Source organism: Lelliottia sp. JS-SCA-14 (assembly GCF_035593345.1).
GTDB lineage: Bacteria > Pseudomonadota > Gammaproteobacteria > Enterobacterales > Enterobacteriaceae > Enterobacter > Enterobacter wanjuensis.
Genome location: NZ_CP141606.1, coordinates 2138787 through 2157497 on the forward strand (window position 1 = coordinate 2138787; position 18711 = coordinate 2157497).

Annotated in this window: 14 protein-coding genes, 2 tRNA genes and 1 pseudogene; 7 read left to right on the forward strand and 10 right to left on the reverse strand. The window is 52.6% G+C overall.

Annotated features, from left to right (window positions below; all coding sequences use genetic code 11):
* Nucleotides 1-169 precede the first annotated feature (169 nt).
* Entirely contained in the window at nt 170-2350 is a 2181-nt protein-coding gene (locus U9O48_RS10035; protein ID WP_324724231.1) for a type I secretion system permease/ATPase, read from the forward strand.
* Nucleotides 2347-3522 carry an HlyD family type I secretion periplasmic adaptor subunit gene (locus U9O48_RS10040; protein WP_282491920.1) on the forward strand — a complete coding sequence of 392 codons (1176 nt, stop codon included), beginning with the start codon at nt 2347-2349 and terminating at the stop codon, nt 3520-3522. The genes U9O48_RS10035 and U9O48_RS10040 overlap by 4 nt, the downstream gene beginning before the upstream one ends.
* Nucleotides 3523-3557: 35 nt before the next feature.
* On the opposite strand, the gene U9O48_RS10045 is transcribed toward U9O48_RS10040, so the two are convergent.
* Complete coding sequence (locus U9O48_RS10045; protein WP_285144688.1) at nt 3558-4442, reverse strand: MarR family transcriptional regulator; 885 nt, start codon at nt 4440-4442, stop codon at nt 3558-3560.
* Nucleotides 4443-4814: 372 nt separating this feature from the next.
* Between U9O48_RS10045 and U9O48_RS10050 the strand changes: the two genes are divergently transcribed.
* Entirely contained in the window at nt 4815-6263 is a 1449-nt protein-coding gene (locus U9O48_RS10050) for an EAL domain-containing protein (RefSeq protein WP_285150212.1), read from the forward strand.
* 82 nt (nt 6264-6345) lie between these two features.
* On the opposite strand, the gene U9O48_RS10055 is transcribed toward U9O48_RS10050, so the two are convergent.
* Together U9O48_RS10055 and U9O48_RS10060 are read right to left on the reverse strand one after the other, a co-directional pair.
* The gene (locus tag U9O48_RS10055; RefSeq protein WP_285150213.1) at nt 6346-7197 is read right to left on the reverse strand and encodes an aldo/keto reductase; all 852 of its coding nucleotides are present in this window, start codon (nt 7195-7197) and stop codon (nt 6346-6348) included.
* A 268-nt stretch (nt 7198-7465) separates the two neighbouring features.
* Complete coding sequence (locus tag U9O48_RS10060; RefSeq protein WP_324724232.1) at nt 7466-7714, reverse strand: hypothetical protein; 249 nt, start codon at nt 7712-7714, stop codon at nt 7466-7468.
* A 622-nt stretch (nt 7715-8336) separates the two neighbouring features.
* Between U9O48_RS10060 and U9O48_RS10065 the strand changes: the two genes are divergently transcribed.
* Complete coding sequence (locus U9O48_RS10065; RefSeq protein WP_285150215.1) at nt 8337-8774, forward strand: hypothetical protein; 438 nt, start codon at nt 8337-8339, stop codon at nt 8772-8774.
* 130 nt (nt 8775-8904) lie between these two features.
* Here the strand turns inward: U9O48_RS10065 and U9O48_RS10070 are convergent, their stop codons facing one another.
* Nucleotides 8905-9789, reverse strand: coding sequence for a LysR family transcriptional regulator (locus tag U9O48_RS10070; protein WP_285150296.1), 885 nt, complete (start codon nt 9787-9789; stop codon nt 8905-8907).
* Nucleotides 9790-9962: 173 nt separating this feature from the next.
* On the opposite strand from U9O48_RS10070, the gene U9O48_RS10075 reads away from it, so the two are divergent.
* Both U9O48_RS10075 and U9O48_RS10080 read left to right on the forward strand, forming a co-directional pair.
* Nucleotides 9963-11099, forward strand: coding sequence for an alpha/beta hydrolase (locus U9O48_RS10075; RefSeq protein WP_285150216.1), 1137 nt, complete (start codon nt 9963-9965; stop codon nt 11097-11099).
* A gap of 140 nt (nt 11100-11239) precedes the next feature.
* Nucleotides 11240-12433 carry an MFS transporter gene (locus tag U9O48_RS10080; protein WP_285150217.1) on the forward strand — a complete coding sequence of 398 codons (1194 nt, stop codon included), beginning with the start codon at nt 11240-11242 and terminating at the stop codon, nt 12431-12433.
* Nucleotides 12434-12611: 178 nt separating this feature from the next.
* Here the strand turns inward: U9O48_RS10080 and U9O48_RS10085 are convergent.
* From U9O48_RS10085 to mdtK, 4 genes and pseudogenes are all read right to left on the reverse strand, one after another.
* Nucleotides 12612-13020, reverse strand: a pseudogene (locus U9O48_RS10085) (alpha/beta hydrolase); the annotation flags it as partial.
* 295 nt (nt 13021-13315) lie between these two features.
* A tRNA-Val gene (locus U9O48_RS10090) sits at nt 13316-13392 on the reverse strand.
* Nucleotides 13393-13412: 20 nt separating this feature from the next.
* A tRNA-Val gene (locus U9O48_RS10095) sits at nt 13413-13489 on the reverse strand.
* A gap of 153 nt (nt 13490-13642) precedes the next feature.
* Nucleotides 13643-15016 (reverse strand): MdtK family multidrug efflux MATE transporter, encoded by a 1374-nt coding sequence (gene mdtK, locus U9O48_RS10100; protein ID WP_282493297.1) that lies wholly within the window; start codon nt 15014-15016, stop codon nt 13643-13645.
* Nucleotides 15017-15244: 228 nt separating this feature from the next.
* On the opposite strand from mdtK, the gene U9O48_RS10105 reads away from it, so the two are divergent.
* A complete protein-coding gene (locus tag U9O48_RS10105; RefSeq protein ID WP_285150218.1) occupies nt 15245-15886 on the forward strand; it encodes a riboflavin synthase subunit alpha in 642 nt (213 codons plus the stop codon).
* A gap of 94 nt (nt 15887-15980) precedes the next feature.
* On the opposite strand, the gene cfa is transcribed toward U9O48_RS10105, so the two are convergent.
* Entirely contained in the window at nt 15981-17129 is a 1149-nt protein-coding gene (gene cfa / locus U9O48_RS10110; protein ID WP_285150219.1) for a cyclopropane fatty acyl phospholipid synthase, read from the reverse strand.
* A gap of 296 nt (nt 17130-17425) precedes the next feature.
* Nucleotides 17426-18610 carry a purine nucleoside transporter PunC gene (gene punC, locus U9O48_RS10115; protein ID WP_285150220.1) on the reverse strand — a complete coding sequence of 395 codons (1185 nt, stop codon included), beginning with the start codon at nt 18608-18610 and terminating at the stop codon, nt 17426-17428.
* Nucleotides 18611-18711 lie beyond the last annotated feature (101 nt).

Here is an 18711-nt window from a genome sequence, read left to right on the forward strand (position 1 = left end):
CCGCGGGAAGCGATTCCCGCGGCCTTTTGCGTTTCTTTACAGCAAATGTATTAACCCTATATTTCACAAGATTATTTTGCGGACCTGTTTAGAGACCGTTCGATTATAAATCGTTCCGCAAGGGTACTATTTCAGTGATAAATTACCGCACTGGACAGGACGTAGCATTATGAAGACACATCCGCAGTACGAACCCTGGTTGCAGGGTATGCTCATCATCGCAAAGCACTACCGGCTGGATTTCTCTGCGGAGCATGTCCGGGTCACCATTAACCACGAGAGTCAGTCCCCGCGCCAGCTGGTGCTGGAAGAGATGGCGCGCCAGCTCGGGCTGGGGCTACGTGAAGTTGCCGCCACGCCGGCCTCCCTCGACCCGTGGCGTTTGCCGCTGATCGCTGAAATGAGCGAAGGGCAGATTGCGGTGATTAACCGTATGGACAACGAAGGGAATGTCAGCCTGCAGTTCAGCGGGGATGGCGGTCTGGAAACGGTCCTGACCCGTGAGGCGCTGGGCACGCGCTTGCAGCGTTTACTGGTGCTGCGCCCGCTGGAGTCCACGCCGGATGCGCGCGTCGATGACTACATCAAGCCCTACGAAAAAAACTGGTTCTGGCAGCTGGCGCTGAAAGACTGGCGTCGTTACAGCGACATTATGCTGGTGGCGATGGTTGCCAACGTGCTGGCGCTGTCCGGGATGCTCTTTTCCATGCAGGTGTATGACCGGGTGGTGCCATCACAGTCCGAAGCCACTCTGTGGGTGCTGTTTGGTGGCGTCATGATTGCCATCCTGTTCGAATTCATCATGCGCATGCTGCGCGTGCATATCTCCGATGTGGTGGGGAAACGCGCCGATCTGCGGATCTCTGAGCGCGTCTTTGCCCATGCGCTGCGCATCAAAAACGGTGCCCGTTCCAAATCAACCGGCTCTTTTATCGCGCAAATCCGCGAGCTGGAGTCGGTGCGGGAACTGATCACCTCCACCACCATTGCGGCAATCTCCGATCTGCCGTTCTTCCTGCTGTTCGTGTTTATTTTGTGGATGATTGGCGGTCCGCTGGTGCTGGTGGTGCTCCTCGCCGTGCCGTTGCTGCTTATTCCTGGCCTGCTGGTGCAGCGTCCGCTGGGGAAACTCTCCAGTGAAGGGATGCGCGAGTCGGCGATTCGCAACGCCACGCTGGTGGAAGCGGTGCAGGGCATCGAAGACATCAAACTGATGCGTGCTGAACAGCGTTTCCAGAATCAGTGGAATAACACCAATGACGTCGCCGCCAACGTGGGGATGAAGCAGCGCTGGCTGACGGGGCTGCTGCTGACCTGGACCCAGGAAGTGCAGTCGATTGTCTACGCGGTGGTGTTGCTGGTGGGCTGTTATCTGGTGATCAGTGGCGACATGACCACGGGTGCGCTGGTGGGCACCTCGATCCTGGCCTCCCGCACGATTGCCCCGTTATCGCAGATTTCCGGGGTGCTCTCGCGCTGGCAGTCGGCAAAAGTGGCGCGCAAAGGGCTGGACGATCTGATGCAGCGCCCGATTGACGACCCTCTGCAGGGTAAGAAAGTGCATAAAGCGCACCTGCGCGGCGACTATGCCCTGGAGGACGTTGGCTTCTGGTACGACGACGAGGAAAAACTCAAGGTGCTGGAGATCGGCAAGCTGCAGATCCGCGCCGGGGAGCGCATCGCGGTGCTCGGGCGTAACGGCTCCGGGAAAAGCACCTTGCTGCAGCTACTGGCGGGGATGCAGGAACCCCAGCAGGGCAGCATTCTGCTGGACGATATTGCCCTGAACCATCTCGACACGGCCGATGTGCGACGGGACATGCAGCTGCTCGGCCAGCAGGCGCGGCTGTTCTTTGGCTCGGTGCGCGACAACATCATGATGGGTAATCCGCTGGCAACCGATGATGAAATTCATCAGGCGCTGGTCAACAGCGGGGCGCTGGAGTTCGTTCGCAAACAGAAAATGGGGCTGAACTACATCATCAACGAAGGCGGCGCAGGGTTGTCCGGTGGGCAGCGGCAGGCGCTGCTGCTGGCGCGCGCGCTCATCACCTCGCCGAATATTTTGCTGCTCGATGAACCGACCGCCTGGCTGGATGAGATGAGCGAGAAGCAGTTTATTCAGCATCTCGATCAGTGGCTGGGCCAGCGCCGGACGCTGGTGGTGGCGACGCATCGTCTGCCGATTCTGGATCTGGTTGACCGCATCATTGTGCTGGAAAACGGCAAAATTGTGATGGATGGCCCGCGAGACGCGATCCTGCGCCAGCACGGCATGGCCGCGCAAAAGGCACCAAAACGCACTGTCACCATGAAAGCGGCGGCGATGACTGAGGAGGGGTTGGCATGAATGATTTTTCCCGTTTTAACAGCCGTCTGAAAGAGCCGCGTCTGCCCCGTTCAACCTGGGTGGTATGGTCGCTGTTTTCACTTCTGGCCGTATTCGTCGGCTGGGCGAGTCTTTTCCAGCTCGATGAAGTGACCACCGGCAGCGGCAAGGTCATCCCGTCCTCTCATGAGCAGGTGATCCAGTCCCTCGAAGGGGGGATTATTCACAGCCTGCTGGTGCGCGAAGGTGACATCGTTGAGCGCGGGCAGCAGCTCGCCCAACTGGACCGGACGAAAACGGAGTCGGGCGTGCTGGAGAGTGAGTCCCGGCTGAATGCGGCCCTGGCAACGGCCGCGCGTCTGAATGCGGAGGTGAATAACACGGAGCTGGTGTTCCCGTCAGAGCTGGATGATGACGTCGAACTGGTCAGGCAGGAAACGGCGCTGTATCAATCCCGTCGTGAAAGCCTCGACAAAGGGGTGGCCGGTCTGCGTCAGGGCGCCGATCTTGTCCAGCGTGAGCTGTCGTTGACTCGCCCGCTGGTGACTCAGGGGGCCGCCAGCAAGGTGGAGGTTTTACGCCTTGAGCGGCAGAAAAATGAGTTTGAGAGCAAGATCACCGAGATGCAAAACCAGTATTACGTCCGCGCCCGCGAAGAGCTGGCGAAGGCGAATGCTGAAATCGAAGCGCAACGTTCGGTCATGAAAGGCCGGGAAGATTCCCTGACCCGACTGGCGTTTACGGCTCCGGTCCGCGGAATTGTGAAAGATATCGACGTGACCACCGTGGGAGGCGTGATTCCGCCGAACGGCAAACTGATGACCCTGGTCCCCCTTGATGACCAGATGGTGATTGAAGCCAAAATTTCACCCCGCGATGTGGCCTTTATTCATCCGGGTCAAAAAGCCCTGGTCAAAGTGACCGCTTACGATTATTCCATCTATGGCGGGCTGGACGGTGAAGTCACCATGATTTCCCCGGACACCATCCAGGATGAGGTCAAAAGAGACGTTTACTATTATCGGGTTTATATCCGCACAGACAGTAATCATCTGACCAATAAGCAGGGCAAAGAATTCCCTGTCTTTCCAGGGATGATCGCAACCGTCGATATTAAAACCGGCAGTAAGAGTGTGCTGGATTATCTGTTAAAACCACTGAACAAAGCGCGGGAAGCGTTGCGGGAAAGATAAAAAAATGGCGGTCGGTTAACCGACCGCCTGCTTAATTATACGGCAGCGTGAAAACTGATTGCCGCCAGCCGTTCTTTAGGGTGAATATTCAGATAGTGAGTGACATAGGCAAAGTATAACCCGCAATAATTTTCCACCAGTTGAATAAAGCTGGGGTAAATCGTAATAAAACCATCTTCCCGATCTTTGAGATATCCTGCCTCCTGCGCCGCCTTAATGATGCGATTAACATGGATGCGCGAAACATAAAATTCCTTGGCAATCACGCTCGCCGAATAGTCAATAATCGCGCCATGGGAATTTCTGTTTTTCATTGCCTGTAAATAGAGATACAGCATGATCATGCGCCCCCCATCTTTATCAATAAACAATCCCACGTCGGGCAAAATCTTTTTAAAGGTCACGCCCCGGAAAAGATACTCAGCGGCACGATGAAAAAAACTATGGCGCAGCGCCGTATTGTCCAGGAGATTAATATTGATATTGTAATCTGGATATAATGTGCTCACCGGTAAAAACGCACCCGACATATAGCGCTTAAGTTCATCCAGCCCTTTTTGCGTCGGCTCGATCAACATTTTTCGTCGGTCCTCGCTGCAGCGCCAGGTACTGATTCTCCCGGTCGTTCGGAGTAAGGTAATAATCGCGATCACGCTATTCGGGCTGGCTATTTTATACCGTGCGCATAACTCTTTGATTTCTGAGACGGAAGAGGCCTGGTTGCCGAACACAAAGCAGCACATCGATAACACAATGTTAAGCCTGGATTCCTGAAGCATTGTTTTATAGAACAGGGGTTGTTTCTTGTAGATTGAATCATTAATGGTGAAATGCTGTTTTATAGCTTCACTGAATCGAGGGTTATTTTTGATAACGTCCCTTCGATGCAGCAATGCCCTGGATGAAATGAGTTTATCCATGCGGTTGCCCTATATTAAAGCGAGCCAGTAAGTGCTGTGTTGATGTCAGTCGGAACTTTCGTAGATAATATTATACATTGGGTGAATGTATTTTACTTTTGTTATTTTAAAAGATAACACCCTCAGACGCGATAAGAATGTAATTGGATGTAATTGCATTAGCAACGCAGGGAAATTAAATCAAATATGTACGCGCTCATTCTGTATTGTTATTGGCATTAAATGCTTTTAATGTCTTTTATCTGTAAAGAAGCGGTTTTTTACTCTTTTTAAAGACGTCTTTTATGGTGGTGATAATAAGGGTTTGGTATGATATTTTACGTTTCTTCTTTACGAAGTTCATTGCATCTACTCTTTTTACAGGAGGTCATTGTGGCCTGCGAAGCGCTTATCTATTACCCGAATCCTATTAAACATAAATTCGTCATTACGCCCTGCGGTTTTACCTGGCAGGGCTATGATATGCTGCTTGCACGTGATGCCATCCGTTCTTCACGTATTATGACTCAGGGTGATACGGCCACCGAACGAGAAGTCAATGACATCTGTGGTGATGCTGACAGGTGTATTTCTGTTTTTTTAAAAGGCGATCTGCCCACTATTTTGCTGACGTTAAAGAAGAGCATTTCATTACTCAACGCGCTTCCCTGTAGTGTGACGATGACTATTTACTGTAGTCTGCCCGCTACCTGGATTTACCGTATGGTGTTGAGTCTCATCAAAGACAGATATAAGCTTAAAACCATCCGCATTGCCAGTTTGTCGCACTCCTGTGAGGATATTCTTCACAATGATTTCCCTCGTCTGGAAGATGCTGTACGGCTCGATGAAATGTTAACCGGCAATCTGGCAAAAGGACTGACATCACGAGAGCTGGATGTTGTGCTTAACGCCTACCGCGGAATATCGGTTAAACAACAATCAGAAATGTACGGTCTGGACGTCAAAACGATATATACGCACCGTACGGAAGGGCTGCGTAAATTACAATTTATTCAGCCCTGGCTGAAGGATGTCTCTTTTATTCGCATCAGTGCAGATCCAGCAGACGTGGAGAGTGAAAAGCATAGCGATCGTCAGTCTGAACTGATCAGGGCATTGATGAGGCGGGAAATTTTCCCTGTTTATCAGGTGATTACGGACGGAAATAAAAAAGTGGTCGGGTTTGAAATTCTCTTACGCTGGGATCGTAACGGCGAGATCCTTAAACCTGTGAGCTTTTTGACCGATCTTCATGATAAAAAAATCTGGCTGCAGATGACGGCCCTTGTGATTGATGCGGCAGTGAAAGGGATCAATAAATACAATGGCAAATATTATTTCTCGGTCAATATTCCCCCGGAATTAGCCGGAGGGAACGCATTACCTGATATGGCAAAAAAAGCGGTCGAATTACTCTCGAACGTGGCCTGGGCAGAGAAGCTGGTATTCGAATTTGCTGAGACCATTGATGTCACGCAGAATAAAGAAATTCCTTTCGCGATGCAGCGTATTCGTGATACCGGGTGTCGCCTGTTCCTCGATGACTGTTTTTCCAGCGACTACGCGATGTTTCCTGTCAGACAGATACGTTTTGATGGGCTGAAATTAGATCGCGATCTTGTTGATAAATTCTCGGCAAATGAAGACGACTACAGTTTGATTAAGGCTATCCAGTTTTACAGCGATATGACCGGCGGAGCTTGCGTGGCAGAAGGGGTCGACAGTGAGGATAAGTTCGAAAAACTGGCCGCAGCAGGGGTGAAAAGTTTCCAGGGATATTACCTTTCGAAAGCCGTCAGGGAAAAAGATCTCGACCGAATGATCAGGCAGTTTAGTTAGTCCTGGGTGTCGAAAATGAAAAATCCACGCAAGGGCGTGGATTTTTGCTGTTTGTGAGTCGTGATAAGACAACCGAAACGAGTTAAACGTCCAGCTTACGGCCCGTCAGCCACTCCACCATGGCGGGATCGCGGTGAGAAAAGAACGCGCTGGTGGCGGTATCAAGGGCAGCAATCTGCAGCATATCTTCAGCGCTGAGTTCAAAATCGAGAATGTTGATGTTCTCTTCCATACGCGCTTTGCGCACCGATTTCGCCAGCGAAATGATGCCTCGCTGGAAGATCCACCGCAGCACAACCTGACCCACGCTTTTGCCGTACTTCTGGCCTATCGCCGTTAACACCGGATGCTGGAACAGACCATTTTTGCCTTCCGCAAAAGGCGCCCAGGCTTCCGGCTGAATGCCGCGGCTCTGCATCCAGGGCACCGCGTGAAGCTGCTGGTTGAAGGGATTCACTTCAACCTGGTTTACCGCCGGGACAATGTTGTTGAAGGCGATAAAGTCGGCCAGTCGGTCGGGGTGGAAGTTACTCACACCAATGGCGCGAATTTTCCCCGCCTGCTGCAGCTCTTCCATCGCTCGCCAGGCCCCGTGGACATCGCCATAAGGCTGGTGAATCAGATACAGGTCAACGTAGTCCAGCTGCAGCCGGTTCAGCGAGCGCTCAAACTGGGCTTTAGCCCCCTCGTAATGCGTATCCTGCAGCCAAAGTTTGGTGGTCACAAAGAGCTCGTGACGTGCGATACCGCTCTGTTTCAGGGCGTTCCCGACCTGAGTTTCATTCTGGTAAGACGCGGCGGTATCGATCAGGCGGTAGCCCGTGTCGATAGCGTCGATCACGGCGCGCTCGCATTGGGCGGCATCCGTCATCTGGAAGACACCAAAGCCCAGCAGGGGCATGTCAATACCGTTGTTCAGAGTTACTGATTGCATGAGGTTATCCTTTCGCTGTTGTGTGGGAGAAGCATAACGGGGAATGATTTATTTGATTAGGTAGGGTAATGCGCTAGGGTTTATTAGGTAGGCTCATTAATTGGGTGGGGTCAGCTTCGTGCCATGAGCGGAAGATGGCGTTTTGTATAGTAAGTAGGTCAAAACCTGACAAATCACTTAGTGATCTTCTGGAGTCAAGCAATATCAGTGCTTGCTTATAGATGAAATTGTGCTAATACCTCGAATCTGAAATGGACACTAGGGTAATTTATTTTTTCATTTTATCCAGAATTGCTTTGAACAATTCGAGACACCTCCAAATGTCATCATGTGTATCACCATCCCAATCGGGAATAGTGCACAACTCCGCATTGAGCTGCTTTATAAGGATATGCGCATCAGCAACTTCATCCTTACGACATTTTGATGCGATACGAGATATCGCTCTCGGAGAAAGGCTGTCGTAGGGGGACGTGGTGGTGCGTTCAGATAAAATGAGTTTTTGTAATTTACGCATGGAATCGACATACCCGGCTAAGTAGTTCGGCAACAGAAAGTTATGGCACATGCTGATTATTCCTGATTCAGTACGCTAAGCAAACAATAACATCTTAAACCTCCGCTCCTCATTCATATCTGACCTGACATTAGCCACACTCCCTCAGAAAGCAGGGAGATCAGCACGATCGCCCCGCGTCGTTGGCTGAGAGATGACAATAAATTCGACTGGAGATTGAGTTCTGTTGCAGGTCTGACGCAGTGATTCGTGTAAATTATTCCGACCAACACATTGATTTAAATGATGTAATCATCTGAAGGAAATTACATTCAACAACGAGATCCTCCTTCCAGTAATACCCATTGTCGATATCCGGTTATCGCCGTATTCTTCTTTCGCACCTGCAAAATCAGGTACCGGGATTGACCTCCCGAACTACACATTGAGGACACACTTGGCGCAATCGCACCATTTTTGTGTCGTGCACACGGCTACGCTACAATGACGGGCCGGGTGGGGGCGTCGCAAGACGCGCCGATATCCAGTGTGGTCGGTAAGGTCAACCCCGCCCGGTTCTGTCACCCGTGAGATTGACCTCTCCAGTGACGGTAATTTCAAAACACACATTGGAGTTTTCCCCATGACTACCATTTTCACCCCCGCTCACGATTTACTGAGCGTCCCGTTCAGCGCCGCGACAGACTTCACCGAGCTCGCCGACTGCTGCGACCGTTTTGCTGAAACCCTGATGGAGTGCCATGAACCCGCGTACAAACTGGCGCTGCTGGGCCGAATCAGTGCGTGCCTCGCGTTGCTTCGCCCGACGCTTAGCGAACCCATCCCTGCGCATCTGATCGAGCGCTTTACCGTCGACACGCTGCCGGAAGCGCCGTCTTATTTTGAGCCGGATGCCGAAGCCTTGTGTGATTACTGCCAGGCGCTGACTCAGCTGCTGTGCCAGCAGTCGCTGTTACCGGACATGGAAAAATCGCTGCGCGGTTTGCTGTGCGAACTGATGTGGATGTTCGCCGGGGAGCTAAATGCACCGCGCTGGTCCTGTCAGCAGACTGCGCACTAAAAAGCGGTGTAAAACCTGTAGGCCGGATAAGCGGCAGCGCCATCCGGCTTTTTTGTTGATGGGGGAGTGGTCTACTTTGTGCCAACAGCAGACCTTTTACCCTTACATGTGTATAAGCTCGTCCTCAGTCCTAAATTCTCAATGTATCGATAACCGCTCGTAGAGCAGGCGACACATTGCGGTGCGGATAATATAGAAATGAGCCTTCCAGGCGTTGGCTGTAACGTTGTAAAACTCTGATGAGCGAACCCTGTTCTAAATCCTCAGATACCAACTCCTCCGGAACATAAGCCAGTCCCAGGCCCAGCCTGGCCGCTTTGGCCTCCATATAGCTGTCCGCGAAAACCCACTGCCCCTGCGGCCGATGGGTGATTTTTTTACCGTTATGGTGAAGTTCCCATGAGTACAGTTTCCCGTCGCCAAACTGATAAGCGATGCAGGGATGAACCGCTAAATCTGTGGGGGCTTGCGGAAAGCCATAGCGACGAAAATGGTCAGGCGTGCCGACAACAGCCATCTCCATGTCTGGGGAAATACGCACAGCAACCATGCCACTACCTACTTCAGGCCCCAGGCGAACACCCGCATCAAACCTTTCGGCAATAATATCGACAAATCGGCTTTCGCTAATGAGTTCCAGTCGGATATCCGGGTAGCTCTTCTTAAATACCGCAAGCTTTGGCAGAAGCAATTTATCAATAGCATGCTGACTGGCATTGATGCGTACCGTCCCCGATGGGGACTGGCGATAATGAGCCAGCGTGTCCAGTCCCATATCTAAAGCGTCGAATCCTGCTTCAATGGTCCGGTAGAGCTTTTCACCGGCATGGGTGAGCGATAATCTGCGCGTGGTGCGCACCAGGAGCTGAACTCCCAGTCGTTCTTCAAGTTCCCGAACTGAACGGCTTATTCCTGATTGTGCCAGGCCAAGGCGATGTGCTGCTGCTGTAAAGCTCCCTTCCCGTACCACCTGCATAAACAGGTACAAATCGTTATAGTTTTCCCGTTTCGCCATCATTCTGCTCCCGAAACCACATCTTAATTTAGAATAATTTGGTATTAATCCTAGCACTTAACACCCTCTAATCAGCACTATTTCTGCTAACTATAATGAGCGCATTGCTACAAAGCACAGCAGTGTTGTCCGTATGAAACCTGTTTCAATCACGTTTTATAAGGGGAGTTTTGATGACTGTTTTCACCCAAAAACTGGCAACTGCGATACCCGCCATGCTGCTATGTGCATCATTAAGTGGAGTCACAAACATGAGTTATGCTGATACAACTAATCCGAACGCGCCTGTTTCGCTGGTCGAAAAATGGGATAAAACATTCCCTGAAAGCAAGAAAGTGGATCACCGTAAAGTGACCTTCCAGAACCGTTATGGGGTCACTCTAGTGGGGGATCTCTACATCCCGAAGGATCGTGGTGAGCGTAAGCTGGCGGCCATTGCCGTCAGTGGGCCTTTCGGCGCAGTGAAAGAGCAATCTAGCGGACTGTATGCACAAACGCTGGCAGAACAGGGGTTTGTTACCCTGGCGTTTGACCCTTCGTATACGGGAGAAAGCGGTGGCTCTCCACGTAATGTCGCCTCTCCGGATATTAATACCGAGGATTTCAGCGCGGCAGTTGACTTCTTAGGTCTGCAAAAAGAGGTTGATCGCGACCGTATCGGGCTGCTCGGTATTTGCGGCTGGGGCGGCATGGCCTTAAACGACGCCGCAATGGATACCCGCGTGAAAGCGGTGGCGACCAGCGTGATGTATGACATGAGCCGTGCGATGGGGCATGGTGTGGGTGATGGTAAAGACCGCTATTCAACTAAAGATCGTCGCGCAGTACTACAGTATCTGAACGCACAGCGTTGGAAAGATGCGGAAAATGGCACTTACGCGCCCGGCGGCCATGACATTAATGTTGATGAGAAGGGTAACGTCAGTGCATCGGATCGTGTTTTGCCGGAAACGTTACCTGCCAATCCTCATCCTGTTTTGAAAGAGTTCTTTGACTATTATCGCATGCCGCGTGGTTTCCATGCGCATTCGGTCAATTCAACCGGGGCCTGGAATGCGACTATGCCGCTGTCATTTATGAATATGCCGCTTCTGAGTTACGCCAATGAAGTCACTATCCCTACACTTATTGTGACCGGCGAAAAAGCCCACTCACGCTATTTTGCCGAAGATGCCTTTAAGGCCATTGGCAGTAAAGAGAAAGAGCTGGTGATTGTTCCGGGGGCAAACCACGTTGATTTGTACGATAACGTTGCGGGCAAGATCCCTTTCGATAAATTTGAGCAGTTTTTCAAAGCTAATTTAAGATAACGACCTGAAACCGCCTGCTAATTGCAGGCGGTTTTAATCGTTCGCTCCCCATTCTCATCCACATGTTCTCGTTATTCTCTGAATAGCGTCTGTCCCGGCTGTTCTGAATCTCGCCGCGTCCATATAAAGAGATGCTGATAATGTCCATAGTAAGTCTTAAAAAATCACCTAAAAAAACAGATGCGCACTGGGGTGGCGTGTTTGCCATGACGCTCTGCGTTTTTGTACTAATCGCTTCCGAATTTATGCCGGTCAGCCTATTGACGCCTATTGCCCGCGAGCTGCACATCACGGAAGGCCTGGCAGGCCAGGGAATTGCAATATCTGGCGCGCTGGCGGTACTGACCAGCCTGACTATCTCCCATATCGCCGGAGATCTGAATCGTAAATATCTTCTGCTGGGGCTAGCTGTCCTGATGGCCATATCTGGATTGGTTATCGCCGTGGCACCCAGCTATCCGGTTTATATGCTGGGTAGGGCCCTGATTGGCGTCGTCATCGGTGGATTCTGGTCACTCTCAGCTGCAACCGCCATTCGGCTCGTACCGCAGCATCAGGTTCCCCGTGCGCTGGCGATTTTTAATGGTGGGAACGCGCTGGCTACCGTTGTGGCTGCGCCACTTGGTAGCTATCTGGGGACAACTGTCGGCTGGCGTGGGGCCTTTTTATGCATCGTCCCCCTGGCGATAGCCGCGTTCATCTGGCTATGGGTCAGCCTGCCCACTATGAAAAGCGATAAAAAACAAAAGCTAGAGGGGACTCTGCTTCGTCTGTTCAGCGACGCCATTGTACTAACAGGACTGCTAGCTTGCGGGCTCTTCTTTATTGGGCAGTTTGCCTTATTTACCTATGTGCGCCCCTTTCTTGAGAACGTGACCAACGTAGGTCCTGCTGGGTTCTCACTGATTTTGCTCGCAATAGGCGCAGCAGGTTTTGTCGGCACATTAGCCGTATCGATATTCCTGAATGCCAGGTTGTATCAAATTTTAATAATGATTCCCCTGCTTATGGCAACGGTAGCCGGTACATTATTGCTGTTCGGACACAGCATCTGGGCGGTTACAGTTTTGCTAAGCCTGTGGGGGTTACTGGCCACGGCGGCGCCAACGGGATGGTGGACATGGATTGCACGGGCGCTGCCCGAAGATGCAGAGACGGGTGGTGGTCTCATGGTTGCAGTGATCCAGCTTTCGATTGCACTTGGTTCAACGGCAGGAGGAGTGGTATTCGACAGTCTGGGATGGCAAAGTGCTTTCGGCTTGAGTGGGTTACTACTGCTGGGGGCGTCAGCGATGACTTACGTCACATCTCTTCAAAACAGTAAAGCGCACTAGCACAATCCATTTATTTCAGGCGTGCGCTTAATTATGGCATATAGCAGAGAGCCGAATGTCTGCTTTTCGCTCATAGCAGACATTCACGCTTAACAGCCTCCCGCCAGGATTCGGCCACTTTTACAACGCTGATGCTCATATTGAGCTTTCACCAACGAAGGCTCATTCCCATCTCATCCTACTCTAGCCTTTTCTCTTTCAGAAACTCACACACAAAATCCGCAATCTGTACGTTATTCAGGTCAGAGAACGGGAAGTGGGTATTCCCTTTAATCCCTGACTCGGGCAGATGCGTCACCGTCACATCCCCGCCATGCTTATTGACCACGTCACGCCACTCGCGAGCCATCGCCAGGCGTACGCGCCAGCTGTCCTGCGCGGGCATGGCGACAGGTTTATCCGGGATGTTATCGCCGTAAATAATCAGAATCGGGATTTTCGTCAGCGCCATAAACTGTTCCAGCGGTACGGGCTCACCTTTCAGCGTGTCGAACGCGCTTGGCATAGGGGCGGGGGAGTTCTTTCTCCGGGAAGACAAAACTGCTGCCGGGCTCGAAGGCGACAATGGCTTTGACCTTGTCGTTTCGAGACCTATTGGGTGCCTAAATACGTTGACCAGGCGTTGCAAAAATTAGACGTCTTCTTCGATAAGAATATCTAATCCGACGCGGTGCCAGACTTTCCGGCTGGCCTTTTCATAAACGCATCGCGAACCCAAGATTACCAAAAGCGGAGTGAAAGATAATTACGTGAAATAACCAGGGGCTATGAATGAAATTCATAAATCAAAAGGGGAGAGGTTTGCCAGCAGAAAGGTATAACTGCAGTATGGCTTTTGGAATTTAACAGGGAGAATTCAGAAAACTGAGGAGTAAAGCGAAATGGTGCGTCCGAGTGGACTCGAACCACCGACCCCCACCATGTCAAGGTGGTGCTCTAACCAACTGAGCTACGGACGCACTGTACAGATTTTTTTGAATGGTGCGTCCGAGTGGACTCGAACCACCGACCCCCACCATGTCAAGGTGGTGCTCTAACCAACTGAGCTACGGACGCATCATGTTGTCTGTGACAACGGGGTCGAATATTAGCGACAGTGAGTGGATGAGGCAAGAGGGAAAATGCAATTTTCTTCCGTATTTCACGCGATTGCTGTATTCCCGCGCAAAATGAGGAGAAAGTAGCCGCCCGAAGGCGGCTTACGGGTAATTAACGCGCAGCGCGCTGCAAAATGATAGTCGACGGCTGGCGTTGCAGGAAGCGCATGCGCAGCATCATCAGGATTGCGGCGGAGGTTAAGCCGATGATAAAGCCCATCCAGAAACCGGCCGGGCCCATTCTGTCGACCACCAGATCCGTCAGCGCCAGCACGTAGCCGCTCGGCAGGCCGAGCACCCAGTAGGCGATAAAGGTGATATAGAAAATCGAGCGCGTATCTTTATAGCCACGCAGAATGCCGCTGCCGATCACCTGAATCGAATCGGAAATCTGATACACCGCCGCCAGCAGCATCAGCTGTGAGGCGAGGATCACCACTTCCGGGTTGTCGTTGTAGAGCAGGGCGATTTGCTCGCGCATCACGACGGTGAAGATCGCGGTACAGGCCGCCATGCACACGCCGACCATCAGGCCGGTCCGTGCGGCGGTTTGCGCATCCAGCGTCGAGCCCTGGCCCAGACGATAGCCGACGCGGATGGTGGTGGCAGCGGCCAGCGACATCGGCAGAACGAACATCAGCGAGCTAAAGTTGAGGGCAATCTGGTGGCCTGCCACGTCGACAATCCCCAGCGGCGACACCAGCAGGGCGACGACCGCAAACAGCGTCACTTCAAAGAACAGCGCCAGCGCGATAGGCAGGCCCAGCTGGACCAGACGCTTCATGACCTCCATATCCGGCTTGCTGAAACGTGGCTCGTTACGGATATCACGCATCGAACGCGCGCGTTTGACGTACCACAGCATGCTGATAAACATCACCCAGTACACCGCCGCTGTCGCCACGCCACAGCCCACGCCGCCGAGTTCCGGCATGCCGAAGTGACCGTAGATAAAGACGTAGTTCACCGGAATGTTGACCAGCAGGCCGATAAAGCCGAACACCATGCCGGGTTTGGTTTTGGCCAACCCTTCGCACTGGTTACGCGCCACCTGGAAGAACAGATAGCCCGGCGCGCCCCACAGCAACGCCCGCAGATAGCCGACGGCTTTATCGGCCAGCACGGGGTCGATATTGTGCATGGAGCGAATAATATGGCCCGCGTTCCACAGCACAATCATGATAAGAACAGAGACCGAACCGGCGAGCCAGAAGCCCTGGCGCACCTGGTGGGCGATACGATCGCGTCGGCCTGAGCCGTTAAGCTGGGCGATAACCGGGGTTAAGGCCAGCAGCAGCCCGTGGCCGAAAAGAATGGCCGGGAACCAGATAGAGGTACCGATCGCAACGGCGGCCATATCGGTGGCGCTGTATCCGCCCGCCATGACCGTATCCACAAATCCCATTGCGGTTTGAGCGACCTGCGCGATGATCACCGGTATTGCCAGTGCTAATAACTGACGCGCTTCATTCATGTACTTCTGCACGTGAACACCTTTTGTATTGTTGTTATTTGAGAGACTAAAAAACCCGCCAAAACTGGCAGTAAGAAGAAGATGCAGGGGGAATGCCAGCTATTGTAGCGGGGATTCTCTATTTATCTAGTGAAAAAATCGCCAGAAAATGCGCTCCGCTGGCAACCTCTTTTTCCAACTGTTATTGTGATGCGATTAAAACGGTGTCACCACCGTTGGGATAAAACAGGAGTGGTAAGCATGTTTACTGGTATTGTGCAGGGCACCGCAAAACTGGTGTCCATTGATGAAAAACCCAATTTCCGTACCCATGTAGTGGAGCTGCCGGAATATATGCTCGACGGTCTGGAGACCGGCGCATCGGTGGCCCACAATGGCTGTTGTCTGACGGTGACAGAGATTAACGGGAATCGCATTAGCTTTGATCTGATGAAAGAGACGCTGCGTATTACCAATCTCGGCGAGCTGGTGGTGGGCGATATGGTCAACGTTGAGCGCGCGGCGAAATTCAGCGATGAGATCGGCGGGCATTTAATGTCGGGCCATATTATGTCCACCGCTGAAGTATCGAAAATTCTGACCTCGGAAAATAATCGCCAGATCTGGTTTAAAGTCCAGGATTCCACATTAATGAAATACATCCTGTACAAAGGATTTATTGGCGTGGATGGGATTAGTTTGACGGTAGGTGAAGTCACGCCGACGCGTTTCTGCGTGCATTTAATTCCGGAAACTTTGCAGCGTACGACGCTGGGGGCGAAAAAACTCGGCCACCGCATTAATATCGAAATTGATCCGCAGACCCAGGCGGTTGTGGATACCGTTGAGCGCGTGCTGGCGGCGAAAGAATTAGCGAGTCAATTGACGTCGGAAGACGAATAAAATAAACCCCGGATAGCCGGGGTTTATTCATTGAAGATGAGCACGTTTGTTGCCGGGCGGCGCTGCGCTTACCCGGCCTACAAAAGCCATATTCTCACCGCGCCACGCGCAATCCGTGTTCCACACCGCGGCTAAACACCACCTGCCAGAGCTGAATATCCCGCGCGCGAAACGCCCCTGCGCAGGCATTCAGATAATAGCTAAACATCCGTTTGAAGCGTTCCGAATAGTTATCAGCAATTTCCGGCCATGAGGCGATAAAACGCGAATGCCAGGCCATCAGGGTCGTGTCGTAGTCCGCGCCAAAGTTGTGCCAGTCTTCGACAATAAAGTGCGACTCGCTGGCATCAGCAATCTGGCGAACCGAGGGCAGGCAGCCGTTCGGGAAGATGTATTTGTTGATCCACGGGTCAACGGAATGGTCCGTCTTTTTGGAGCCGATGGTGTGCAGCAGGAAAAGACCTTCCGGTTTCAGGTTGCGGTCGGCAACCGTGAAATAGGTGTTGTAATTCTTCGGACCGACGTGCTCGAACATCCCCACCGAGACGATACGGTCAAACTGGTCGTCCAGATCGCGATAGTCCTGCAGCAGAATGGTCACATCCAGACCCGCACAGCGCTCCTGCGCCAACTTCTGCTGCTCGGCGGAAATGGTCACGCCGACAACGCTCACGCCGTAATTTTTCGCCATGTAATAAGCCAGTCCGCCCCAGCCGCAGCCGATATCTAAAACCCGCATGCCGGGCTGAAGCTGCAGTTTTTCGCAGATTAAACGCAGCTTGGCCTGCTGTGCATCTTCAAGGGTGGTGGCGTCTTTCCAGTAGGCGCAGGAATATTGCATAAACGGGTCAAGCATGCGGCTGAAAAGATCGTTTCCGAGATCGTAATGCTCTTTCCCGACAATCCACGCCCGCTTTTTACTTTGCAAATTGAGCAATCGCGCAGAGGCGATACGCAGGGTGTCTTTCAGGCGGTGAGGGAGCTGGTTTTCCAGCCCGGCACGCAGAACGTTATGGAAAAACATATCCAGCCGCTCGCAATCCCACCAGCCGTCCATGTAGCTCTCGCCCAGACCGAGCGAACCTTCCTGCAGAACGCGTTTGAAAAAATCGGGGTGTTTTACCTGAATATCGGATGGGGCAGACCCGTTAATCGCGACGCCCGCCCGACTCAGTAATTCATTGACGATCCGAAACCAGTCATTGTCCCGGACATTGACTTCTTCTATACACGATGAACTCATAGCTTCTCCATCACCTGCTGTGATCAGAACCTTCAAACAGCGTAGCCGTTTTTTATGGTTTGTGAGAAATCCCACGGTTTTTCCGCGAGGCTAATATCCGACGTAGAACAGAGGAAGGGAGATAACCCTTACCGAAAGGCCTTCCATGGTAAAACGGGAGCACTCCGGCTCCCGTTAACACATAATATTTATCGTATTTGTGTGAAGCAAATTTAGTATAGGCTGCAAAAAACGGTGATTCAACCGAAAGTTATTAGCAGCCTAATCACTAAAATGTCACATAATTGCTGGCGCGATTATGCCTGTGCCGTTTCGTTCACTCGATCTTTCGCTGAGGCCTGCATGCGATAGCCCAGCGCGGCGAGAACCACGGTCGCCAGCATCACGCTGGTGGTGGTCATCAGCGGGGTGGCGATGAGCGCCGAAACAATCAGGCTTGCCAGGAAGCACAGACCCAGCTGCAGGGTGTTTTGCAGCGCCGCTGCACGCCCCGTCGCATGCGGGAACGGACGCAGCGCCTGCGCCACCACGATAGGGTAGATCGCACCGTTCGCCACGGCCATCACACAGAACGGGATCAGAATCTCCGTCAGCCCGACGTCTGGAATAAAGCCAACGGCCCAGGTCCCAATCACACTCACCGCGAAGAGCACCAGCAGCCACGGCAGCATCTGCTGTCCCTGCCATTTTTGCAGCGCTGCGCGGCAGCCGTAACCGCCGACCAGGAAGGCGATGGTCTGCGGGACATAGCTCAGGCCGATGACCGCCGGGCTGTAGCCCATATCGTGCAGAATAAACGGCGAACCGGTCAGCCACGCAAAGAAGCTGGCGGAGCAGGCGGCGTAGACCAGCACGTTGCCGCGATAGGCGCGGGAGCGCAGCAGGGAGAGGAAGGTGACGCGATTATCCGTCGTTTCAGCAGGTTTGGATGACGCCGGTTTCAGCGCGAAGGCCGGTAACATCAGCACCAGAGTGATGATAAACAGGGTGGCGAAGATCGCCTGCCAGTCAAAATGCACCAGGATCCAGCTGCCGAGCAGCGGGGCCAGGGCCGGAGAAAGACCGACCAGCGGCATGATGGTGGCAAAAATACGGTTCACGCGTGACGCGGGGTAGTAGTCCGTGACCAGCGCCTGCCAGGTCACCGCCGCGGCACACACGCCGAATGCCTGAATGAAACGCAACACTAAAAGCCAGGTCGCATCGCGCACCCAGAGCATGCCCAGACAGCCGACGGCAAAAATCGCCAGACCTAAGAGTAAAATCGGTTTACGACCGTAGCGGTCGGAGAGTGGTCCCCACAGCAGCTGCGCGAAGGCAAAACCGGCGAGGAACAGGCTCAGGCTGGCGCTGATGGCGGCGGCAGGGGTCTGTAAATCCGCCTGCATCGCGGCAAACGCGGGCAGGTACATGTCGGTGGCCAGGAAGCCCAGCACGCTTAAGCCGCCGAGCCAGACCAGGAATCCTTTGTTGGGTTGCATTGTTTTTATTTCCTAAAGAGGGCAGGTATTCACTGGCGCAGAGTGTAGGGAGTGCAAACTGCCTTGTGAAACGCTAATATTTGGTGGTTGCATTCAAAAAT